The following is a 9,467-nucleotide window of genomic DNA, read 5'->3' on the forward strand; positions in this document are numbered from 1 at the left end:
CGCCGCGCCGGCAGAGCCTGTGGCGCCTGCAGTAGCGGCGCCCGCGCTGCCACCGCCGCCGTTGCTCGCGCTCGATGCGCTGGAACCGCCCCGGCCGCCACCGTTGCCCCGGAAGCAGCTGCTGCCGGTACGGCTGACACAATCGTTCGGCGCGAACACCATCGAAACGTCGTTCTCGATACTATTTGAGTCGGAGTCCGAAGTATTTTGCGCGGACGATTCCACGGCTGGCGATCCATCGACAGACGACCCCGCAACCGGTGTGCCGAACGCGTCCGCGCCTTCTGCCGCGCTCGCGGGCAAGGGGGCGTCGGCAAGGAGGATCACGGGCCTGATGACATCGTCGTTATCCGCAGCGTGCACGGTGTGCGCGGCGATCGCGGGAAGCAGGAATCCCGCGCTTACCACGCACATTGCCACACTCCGCGCTACCCCGTAGCAGTACTGATGAATGTTCGTATTTTTCATATTGTTCTCCCCGTGAGGCGGCAGCGTCATGCGCGTTCGACTCTCACGCCCCGTACCGGGCGGCACGCCTTGTGTGCGTGCGCCAACCCCGTCAGCTCACCCACGCTTCTCGCCGGCACGCGCGGCCGGTACGGCGGCGTGCAAGGGTCAAACCGGCTGAAGCGATACAAAAGGTACCCGGTCGAACATGCTTCGGATAGCCGGCTTAGGCAGGACTGCTTGTGGATTGCCGGAAGCCTTTGGAGTGGGCGGCAGATCACGAGCGCGTCGAGCGTGCGGCCATCCGTCCGCCCGGCGCGACCCGCGATATCACGCTGGATTGCGGCGGCCGGATGCCTGGTGCCGATGTAGCCAGTTTTGTGCCATCGGCCGGGAAGTGGCTTGCGGGGCGGACTTGACAATTCATCTGGCGTCCGTATGACTGAAAATTCGCTGAAAATGTTTCGGCGATGAAACGCGTTGAATGAACAACGCGATCCGCGTTGCAAAAGCGGACGACGCAACGAAAATGGCTCGAGCACGGAGCCGCCGTGCGCAATGTGCGCGGCAACGCACGGTCAGTTCGCCGATCGTGCGTCCTTCGCAGCGCTCTGCAGCGTGCGCAGTTCGTCGACGGCAATGTGGCAGAGAATGCGATGACCGCCGCCTGCGTCGGCAAGCGGCGGGGGCGTCTCATCGCAGATCGCGCCGAGCTTGCGCGGGCAGCGCGCACTGAAAATGCAGCCTTGCGGCGCGGCCTGTGTGGCGTTTGCCGACGGTTCGCCCAACGCGCGCGCGGCAAGCAGCGTTTCCGTATACGGATGCCATGGGCCGTCGAACACCGCCGCTGCCGGACCGCTTTCCACGACGCGGCCCGCATAGAGCACGACGACGCGATCGGCGAGATAGCGCACCACATCGAGATCGTGCGAGATGAACAGATAGCTCACGCCGCGTTCGCGCTGCAGGCGCGCAAGCAGGTTGAGGATGGCGGCCTGCACGGAGACGTCGAGCGCGGAAGTGGGCTCGTCGCAGATCACGATGCGCGGCTCGCCCGCGAACGCCTGGGCGATCGCCACACGCTGCTTGAGGCCGCCCGAGAGCTGACGCGCGCGCGCCGCGAGATAGCGCACAGGCACGCGCACGGCTTCGAGGAGCCCGGCGATGCGCGATTCGTCGGACGCGTCGTGCCCCGCCGGAACCCCGTCGCGCGCATCACGGGAACGGGCAAGCGCGCGCGCGATGAGCCGCTTCACGGGCAGCGCGCGATTGATCGAGGCATCGGGATGCTGGAACACGACGCGCAGTGCCGCGCGCTCTTCGGCGCGACGCCGCGCGACGTGTGCGTGCATCCGCTTGCCGTCGAGCTCGACGGCGCCGCCCGCATCCGGCGCCTGCAGGCCGAGCAGCAACCGCGCGAGCGTGGTCTTGCCGCTGCCCGACTCGCCAACGAGCCCGAGCGTCTCTCCCGCATGCAGTTCGATCGACACGCTGTCGAGCGCGCGCACCGCATGCGCTCCGTGGCCGAACGTGCGCGAGACGTCGAGCGCGCGCAGCACCACGCGCGGTTCGGCTTCGCGTTGCGAGGGCGTATCGTGCGGCGTCTGCGGCGAACCGGAACCGGACGCCGCATCGGCGAGAGGCAACTCGATCGCGCGCTCGTGATAGTGGCAGCGCGACATCCGCTCGCCATGCGGCGCCGCCATGCGATGCGGCGGTGGCGCCTGCTCGCGGCAGCGTGCGTCGGCGAGTCGGCAGCGCGCCGCGTAGATGCAGCCGGGCGTGCTCGCACCAGGCGCCGGAAGCTCGCCGGGTATCGTGTCGAGCGCACCGGTGTGCTTGTCGCGCCCATGCGCCGGCAGGCAGCGCAGCAGGCCGACCGTGTACGGATGACGCGCGCGCTCGAACACCTCGCGCGTGGCGCCTTCCTCCACGAGCCGTCCGGCGTAGAGCACGCCCACGCGCTCGCACATGCGCCCGATCACCGCGAGGTCGTGGCTGATGAGCAGCACCGCCATGCCGAGTTCCGCACGCAGGTTCGCGATGAGGTCGAGCACCTCGGCTTCCACGGTGGCGTCGAGGCCCGTGGTTGGTTCGTCGAGGATCAGGAGCGCCGGGTTCGAAGCGAGCGCCATGGCGATCACCACGCGCTGCTGCATGCCGCCCGAGAGCTGATGCGGATAGCTCGCCAGCACGCGGCCTGGATCGGCGATGCGCACGCGTTCGAGCATCGCGTGTGAGCGCGAGCGCGCAACGCTCGCATCGGCGCCGGCCGCTTCGAACGCTTCGGTCAACTGGCGCGCGATGGTGAGCGTGGGGTTGAGCGCGCTCGCGGGATCCTGGTAGACCATCGAAACGGTGTTGGCGCGCAGCATGCGCAGGCCGTCGGCGTCGAGCGCGAGCACATCCTCGCCGGCGATCGCGATGCGCCCCGCCTTCACCCGACCGTTGCGCGCGAGATAGCGCAGCGCGGCGAGCGCGACCGTCGACTTGCCGCAGCCTGATTCGCCCACAAGCCCGTAGGCCTCGCCGCGCCGGATGCGCAGCGAGACATCGGTGAGCACGTCGCGCTCGCGTCCGCGCATGCGGTAGGCGACCGTGAGGCCGACGAGCGCGAGCGCGTCGTCTTCGCGCGGCGCGCCGAACGTGGCGAGAGCTGCGGGCGTGGGACGAGCCGAGGCGGGGCGGTTCACGATACGAGCACCTCGCGCAGGCTGTCGGCGATGAGGTTCACCGCTACCACGAGCGAGGCGATGGCGAGCGCGTCGAACGCCACCGTCCACCATGCGCCGCCCGCGAGCAGCGTGTACGACTCGGCGAGCGCGAGCCCCCAGTCGGCGGAGGGCGGCTGGATGCCAAAGCCGAGGAACGAGAGCGTCGCCACCGCGAAGATCGCATAGCCGAGGCGCACCGTCGCCTCGACGACGACGGGCGGCCACACGTTCGGCAGGATTTCCATGAACATCACGGCGAGCGCATTCGCGCCGCGCAGGCGCGCTGCGGCCACATAGTCGAGATGGCGCTCCGCGAGCACGGCCGCGCGCACCGTGCGCGCGACGAGCGGCGCGAACGTGATGCCGATCACGAGCACCACCGCGAGATTCGAAGCGCCCACTGCCGCGAGCACGAGCAGCGCGACGATCACGAGCGGCAGCGCGAGCACGGCGTCGAGCGAGCGTGCGACGAGCGTGCCGAATGCGCCCTCGAAATAGCCGGTGACGAGCCCGAGCGCCGTGCCCGCGAGCGTGCCCACGAGCGTGGCGAGCGGCGCAATCGAGAGGATGTCGCGCGCGCCGACGATCACGCGCGAGCAGATGTCGCGTCCGAGCTGATCCGTGCCGCACCAGTGCGTGTGGTCGGGCGGCAGCAGCGAGCCGATCGGGTCGGACGCATAGGCGTCGTGCGGCGCGAACCACGGGCCTGCGAGCGCGCAGACGATCCACCAGACGAGGATCAGCGCGCCCGCGACGAACGAGGGCGAACGCAGCAGCAGATGCAGCGTGTCGCGCAAACGTGTGTCGGCGAGCGCTTCGTCGGGGTTCTGGCCTGGCGTGTTTGCGTGCGGATCGCCACCAGGAGAAATTGATTCGGATGCCATATCGTTTATGTGCCTCCTCCCGCGCGCAGCCGCGGGTCGAGGAGTGCGTGCAGCGCGTCGGCGGCGAGATTGGCGAGCGTGTAGACGGCGCCCACGGCGAGCACGCCGGCTTCGAGCAGCGGAAAGTCCTTCGCCTTCGCGGCGTTGTAGATAAGCGAGCCGACGCCCGGGTAGCGGAACAGCGATTCGACCACCACGAGCCCGCCGATCAGGTAGCCGAGCTGGGTGGCCGCCACCGTCACGCTCGGCAGGAGCGCGTTGCGCAGAACGTGGCGGACGATCACGACGCGCCCCGGCAACCCCTTGAGGATCGCGGTGCGCGTGTAATCCGCGTCGAGCGCCGTGATCGTGCCCGAGCGTGCGATGCGCGCGAGATAGCCGAAAAACACGAACACGAGCGGCAGCACCGGCAGCACGAGATGGCGCAACTGATCGAGCACGCCCGCGCCGGCGGGTGCGGTGGCTTCGATGGGCAGCCACCGCAGCCACACGCCGAAGACGAGTATCAGCACGATCGAGGAGACGAACTCAGGCACGGCGCTCGCGCACAGGCCTCCCGTGCTGATCGCGCGATCGATGAGGCGCCCTTCGTGCAGCGCCGCCCATACGCCGCCCGCAATGCCGAGCGGCACCACCACCACGAACGCGAGCAGGCCGAGCTTCGCCGACTGCGCGAGCGCGTCGCCCACAAAGGGGGCCACGGGCTGCCTGTAGCTCCATGAGGTGCCGAAGTCGCCGCGCAAGGCATGCGTGATCCACGTGAGGTACTGCTCGACGAGCGGCCGGTCCGCACCCAGCTCATGATTGAGGGCGGCGACTGCGCGTGCGTCGGCGAGCGGGCCGAGCACGGCGCGGCCGATGTCGCCGGGCAGCAACTGGCCGCCCGCGAACACGAGCACCGAAAGCAGCCACAGCGTGAAGATCGCCCACGCGGCCCGCCGTCCCAGAAAGCGCGCGACACCCGCGCGCGGCGCAAGCGCGCGCGCGCCCGCTGCGCCGGCGGGACCGGTTGGGTGTGGCGCTCGCGGGAGCGGAGTAGCCATCGGACCTCCGTATCGTGCGTGTGGATGCGTGTGCAGTGCGTTTGAGTGCGCGTGTGGGTGCTTGCCCTGCGTGCCGGGTTCAGCTGGCGAGCGTCGCGCGATCGAAATAGAGCTGGGCGAGCGCCGTGAAGCGCATGCCCGAGAGCACTGCGCGCTGCGCGATCAACTGGTCGTAGAAGTACGGGATGATCACCGGCGTCTCATCGAGCAGGAGCGTCTGGATCTGCGCGGCCACCTGCTTCTGGGCGGCCACGTCCAGCGTCGCGGCGAACTGCGCGACCAGCTTGTCGTACTGCGGGTTGCGAAAATGCGCAGCATTCCACGTGCCGCCCGAAGTGAGCGGCGCGTTGAGGAACACGTTCGGCACGCCCCGGTGGCCGTAGTCGGTGATGCCGAGCGGCGAGTCGAGCCAGTCCGATTTGCCGAACGTGCCCGCGCCGTAGTACTGCGACTGGCTCTCCACCTTCAGCGCAATGCGCACGCCGATCGCCTTCGCCGCGTTCTGCACGACCACGGCGAGATCGGGTATCTCCATGTACTTTTCGGTGGTGAGCGTGACGTCGAAACCGTTGGCCACGCCGGCCTGCGCGAGCAACTGGCGAGCCTTCGCGAGATCGATCTGGCGCTGCGGCACGTTCGTGGCCGTCGAAGGGAAGATGGGCGCGAACGGGCTGTCGTTGCCGACCACCGCGCGGCCCTTGAAGAGGCCGCGTACCATCACGTCGCGATCGAGCGCGAGCGCGAGCGCCTGGCGCACGCGCTTGTCCTTGAACGTGGGCGAGTCGTTGCGCATGTGGATCTGGCGGTGCGCGCTCGAGCGCACGCCTATCACCTTGAAATCGGGATTGTTCAGAATGCCGATGCCGCCCTGCACGGTGAAGGTGCCCATCACATCGGCCTGATGGCCTTGCAGCGCGAGCAATTGCGCCTGCTCGTCGGCGTAGAACGCGAACTGCACGCGAGCGGGCAGCGCCTTGTCGCCCCAATAGTCGGGATTGCGCACGAAGCTCGCGCCGCGCCGCGCTTCGTAACGCTCGAGCTTGAACGGTCCGGTGCCGATGAAGGTCTTTTCGTAATTGCCCGCATAGTTAGCGGGCAGCATCACGGCATTGTAGTTGTCCGAAGAAACGTAGTAGGCGAAGTTGCCGTTGGGGGCATCGAGGTGAAACTCGACCGTGTGATCGTCGATGGCTTTCGTGCCGCCTTTCGACAGCACGCCCTTGAGCACCGAGAGCGCAGCCGAGCCGCTCGCGGGATCGGCGAGCCGGTCGAAGGTCGCCACCACGTCTTTTGCGCCGAACGGCTGGCCGTCGTGGAATTTCACGTTCGGGCGCAGCTTGAACGTCCAGACGTCTGCTTTGGCGTTCGCCTGCCATGAGAGCGCGAGGGCGGGCTGCAGGTGGCCTTGCGCGTCGTCGTTGGCGAGGAATTCGCCGGTCTGGTTCAGCAGGCACAGCGCGCCCGCGTCGGTCACGGTGAGCGGATCGACAGCGCCCGCGGGCATCAGGTGCGCCACGCGGATCGTCTGGTCGCCGGGCTTCGCCACGCCCTGCGCCTGTGCGCTTCGCGGCAGGCCGAGCCCGGCGAGCCCCGCGAACGCAGGCAGGGCGGTGAGCCCTATCGCGCTCGCATAACGCAGCAGCTCGCGGCGCGTGAGGCGGCCGGCAAGGAACTCGTCGAGCGCATGGTTGCCGTGGTCGCCGGCCTCGCGGCGCAGCGCTTCGAGGCGGGACGGGCTGGGAAGGCGGCGGGACAGCGTGGACTGCGGTCGTTTCATCGGTGCGGATTTCCGTGCGGTTCCGTTCGGGGGGGCGCGCGCGGCCTGAGGGCGTACGCGACGGCGGCATGCGGTACGGCAGACGACGAATGGGTGCAGCGAAGTGGGGTGATGGGGGCCTAGTTTACGCGCTTTCCGCGGCGCAGGCGAAGGGTAGGGTTTCGATGGGTTGCGCGCGCTCACCGCGTTGTGCGGGAGGCCGCGAGCGCGTGGCGAAAACGCACGCTTCGTCGGGCTCGGCGAGCCACGGCGGGCCGGCGCCAGCGATGGAGCGGCACGGGGCCGTCCGGCATGCGATGAACGCCGCGACGATGCCCCAGCACCCGCTCGCCGAAGCGCTCGTTCAGGCCGACGACGAGCGGCCGCGTTCACGCACCGGGATCGGCGGCGATGAGCGCGCGTAGAGCGGAATCAGGTAGGCGAGCGGCGTTCTCGGTGGCTGGGTGGTACGAGCGGCCGCGCGCTCAATGGTCGTGTGGATGGCGGTGGATCGGATCGACCCAGTACACGGTCTGCGGCTCTTCCACGGCGTCGATGTTCAGGTTCACGACGACCGCCTCGTTGTCGCTGCGCACGAGCACGCATTCGAGCGGATCGTCGGTGCTCGCGTTGATCTCCTGGTGCGGCACGTAGGGCGGCACGAAGATGAAGTCGCCGGGGCCGGCTTCGGCCGTGAATTCCAGATGCTCGCCCCAGCGCATGCGTGCGTGACCGCGCACGACGTAGATCACGCTTTCCAGCGCGCCGTGATGATGCGCGCCCGTCTTCGCGTTCGGATGGATCGTGACAGTGCCCGCCCAGATCTTCTGCGCACCCACGCGCGCCGCGTTGATGGCGGCAGCGCGATTCATGCCGGGCGTTTGCGCGGTGTTCGTGTCGAGCTGATCGCCGCGAATTACCTTCACGCCGTGCTCGCGCCAGTCCGGCGTGGCGGACGGGGCGCCGTGTTCGTGCTCGTGATCGTGGCTCATCGTCGTGTCTCCTTCGGGTGGGCCGTCGTGAATCAGCGCGGGTCTGCCGGCGGATTCATCGGGCCATTGTGGCATGGTCGAAAATGGGGCCGCGCTCGCGGCTCCATTGGGTGGACATCGTTTCGCGCCCGGTCTCGGGCAGAAAAAAGCCCGTCGTCGCGGCGCTTCGCGGGGACGGGCTCATCGGGTCGGGCGCCGGGGCCACTGCCTGGCAACAGCCTCGCGACTGCCTCGCAATAGCCTGGCAACTGCTGCCGGGCTCGCGCCCGGCAAGATGCTCAACTCTTCTTCGCGTTGATGACGGCTTCTGCCACGTTCTGTGGCGTTTCGGCGTAATGCTTGAACTCCATCGTGTAAGTGGCGCGGCCCTGCGAGAGCGAGCGCAGCGACGTGGAGTAGCCGAACATTTCGGAAAGCGGCACTTCGGCGCGCACGAGCTTGCCGCCCCCGCCTGCAATGTCCTCCATGCCCTGCACGATGCCGCGGCGGCTCGAAAGATCGCCCATCACGTTGCCCATGAACTCCTCGGGCGTTTCCACCTCGACGGCCATCATCGGTTCGAGCAGCACCGGCTTGGCGCGCCGCATCGCCTCCTTGAAGGCCATCGAGCCGGCCATGCGGAAGGCGTTTTCGTTGGAGTCCACGTCGTGATACGAACCGAACGTGAGCGTGACTTTCGTGTCGACCACTGGGTAGCCCGCGAGCACGCCGGCCTTCAGCGTTTCCTGGATACCCTTGTCGACGGCCGGAATGAACTCGCGTGGAATCACGCCGCCCTTGATCGCGTCGACGAATTCGTAGCCCTTGCCCTGCGGCTGCGGTTCGAGCGAGATGACTGCATGGCCGTACTGGCCGCGACCGCCCGACTGCTTGACGAACTTGCCTTCGACATCCTCGACCTTGTTGCGCACGGTTTCGCGATACGCCACCTGCGGCTTGCCGACGGTGGCCTCCACGCCGAACTCGCGCTTCATGCGATCGACGAGAATTTCGAGGTGCAGCTCGCCCATGCCCGAAATGATGGTCTGGCCCGACTCCTCGTCGGTCTGCACGCGGAACGACGGGTCTTCCTGGGCGAGACGGTTCAGCGCAATGCCCATCTTTTCCTGATCGGCCTTGGTCTTCGGCTCGACGGCCTGCGAGATCACGGGCTCGGGGAAGATCATCTTCTCGAGCACGATGGCGTGGGCCGGATCGCAGAGCGTGTCGCCTGTCGTGGCTTCCTTCAGGCCGACCGCCGCGGCGATGTCGCCTGCGCGCACTTCCTTGATTTCCTTGCGTTCGTTCGCGTGCATCTGCAGGATGCGGCCGAGGCGCTCCTTCTTGTCCTTGGTCGCGTTGAGCACAGTGTCGCCCGACTCCACGACGCCCGAATACACGCGAAAGAAGATCAGCTGCCCGACGAACGGGTCGGTCATGATCTTGAACGCGAGCGCGGAGAACGGCTCGTCGTCGCTCGGGTGACGCTCGATTTCCTTGTCGTGAAGGTCGTGGCCGAGAATCGCGGGCACGTCGACGGGCGAGGGCAGGTAGTCGATCACGGCGTCGAGCATGGCTTGCACGCCCTTGTTCTTGAACGCGCTGCCGCACAGCATCGGCACGATCTCATTGGCGATCGTGCGCTTGCGCAG

Annotated in this window: 7 protein-coding genes and 1 pseudogene; 1 reads left to right on the forward strand and 7 read right to left on the reverse strand. The window is 68.0% G+C overall.

What is annotated here, in order from left to right; all coding sequences use genetic code 11:
* The 5 genes and pseudogenes from VMJ11_RS29465 to VMJ11_RS29485 form a co-directional block, all read right to left on the reverse strand.
* Positions 1 to 498: pseudogene (locus VMJ11_RS29465) on the reverse strand (hypothetical protein); the annotation flags it as partial.
* 527 nt (positions 499 to 1,025) lie between these two features.
* Positions 1,026 to 3,233: a dipeptide ABC transporter ATP-binding protein gene (locus VMJ11_RS29470; RefSeq protein ID WP_414694497.1), complete on the reverse strand. Its 2,208-nt coding sequence runs from the start codon at positions 3,231 to 3,233 to the stop codon at positions 1,026 to 1,028.
* Positions 3,137 to 4,045 (reverse strand): ABC transporter permease, encoded by a 909-nt coding sequence (locus tag VMJ11_RS29475; RefSeq protein ID WP_325624305.1) that lies wholly within the window; start codon positions 4,043 to 4,045, stop codon positions 3,137 to 3,139. The genes VMJ11_RS29470 and VMJ11_RS29475 overlap by 97 nt, the downstream gene beginning before the upstream one ends.
* Before the next feature lie 5 nt (positions 4,046 to 4,050).
* Positions 4,051 to 5,088, reverse strand: coding sequence for an ABC transporter permease (locus VMJ11_RS29480; RefSeq protein ID WP_325624307.1), 1,038 nt, complete (start codon positions 5,086 to 5,088; stop codon positions 4,051 to 4,053).
* 79 nt (positions 5,089 to 5,167) lie between these two features.
* Positions 5,168 to 6,865: an ABC transporter substrate-binding protein gene (locus tag VMJ11_RS29485; protein WP_325624309.1), complete on the reverse strand. Its 1,698-nt coding sequence runs from the start codon at positions 6,863 to 6,865 to the stop codon at positions 5,168 to 5,170.
* A gap of 209 nt (positions 6,866 to 7,074) precedes the next feature.
* Between VMJ11_RS29485 and VMJ11_RS29490 the strand changes: the two genes are divergently transcribed.
* Positions 7,075 to 7,269: a hypothetical protein gene (locus VMJ11_RS29490; protein WP_325624310.1), complete on the forward strand. Its 195-nt coding sequence runs from the start codon at positions 7,075 to 7,077 to the stop codon at positions 7,267 to 7,269.
* A gap of 60 nt (positions 7,270 to 7,329) precedes the next feature.
* Here the strand turns inward: VMJ11_RS29490 and VMJ11_RS29495 are convergent, their stop codons facing one another.
* Both VMJ11_RS29495 and fusA read right to left on the reverse strand, forming a co-directional pair.
* Positions 7,330 to 7,836: a cupin domain-containing protein gene (locus VMJ11_RS29495; protein WP_325624311.1), complete on the reverse strand. Its 507-nt coding sequence runs from the start codon at positions 7,834 to 7,836 to the stop codon at positions 7,330 to 7,332.
* Positions 7,837 to 8,114: 278 nt separating this feature from the next.
* A partial coding sequence (gene fusA, locus VMJ11_RS29500; RefSeq protein WP_325624313.1) for an elongation factor G occupies positions 8,115 to 9,467 on the reverse strand: 1,353 nt, incomplete at its 5' end.

The sequence above is a fragment of the Paraburkholderia sp. genome (assembly GCF_035501035.1).
Lineage (GTDB): Bacteria > Pseudomonadota > Gammaproteobacteria > Burkholderiales > Burkholderiaceae > Paraburkholderia.

Excerpts from the sequence above, each read along its gene's own strand:
- VMJ11_RS29470 (WP_414694497.1), bottom strand. The coding sequence starts at position 3,233 with ATGGTGGACGGTGGCGTTCGACGCGCTCGCCATCGCCTCGCTCGTGGT.
- VMJ11_RS29485 (WP_325624309.1), bottom strand. The coding sequence starts at position 6,865 with ATGAAACGACCGCAGTCCACGCTGTCCCGCCGCCTTCCCAGCCCGTCC.
- VMJ11_RS29495 (WP_325624311.1), bottom strand. The coding sequence starts at position 7,836 with ATGAGCCACGATCACGAGCACGAACACGGCGCCCCGTCCGCCACGCCG.
- VMJ11_RS29475 (WP_325624305.1), bottom strand. The coding sequence starts at position 4,045 with ATGGCATCCGAATCAATTTCTCCTGGTGGCGATCCGCACGCAAACACG.
- VMJ11_RS29480 (WP_325624307.1), bottom strand. The coding sequence starts at position 5,088 with ATGGCTACTCCGCTCCCGCGAGCGCCACACCCAACCGGTCCCGCCGGC.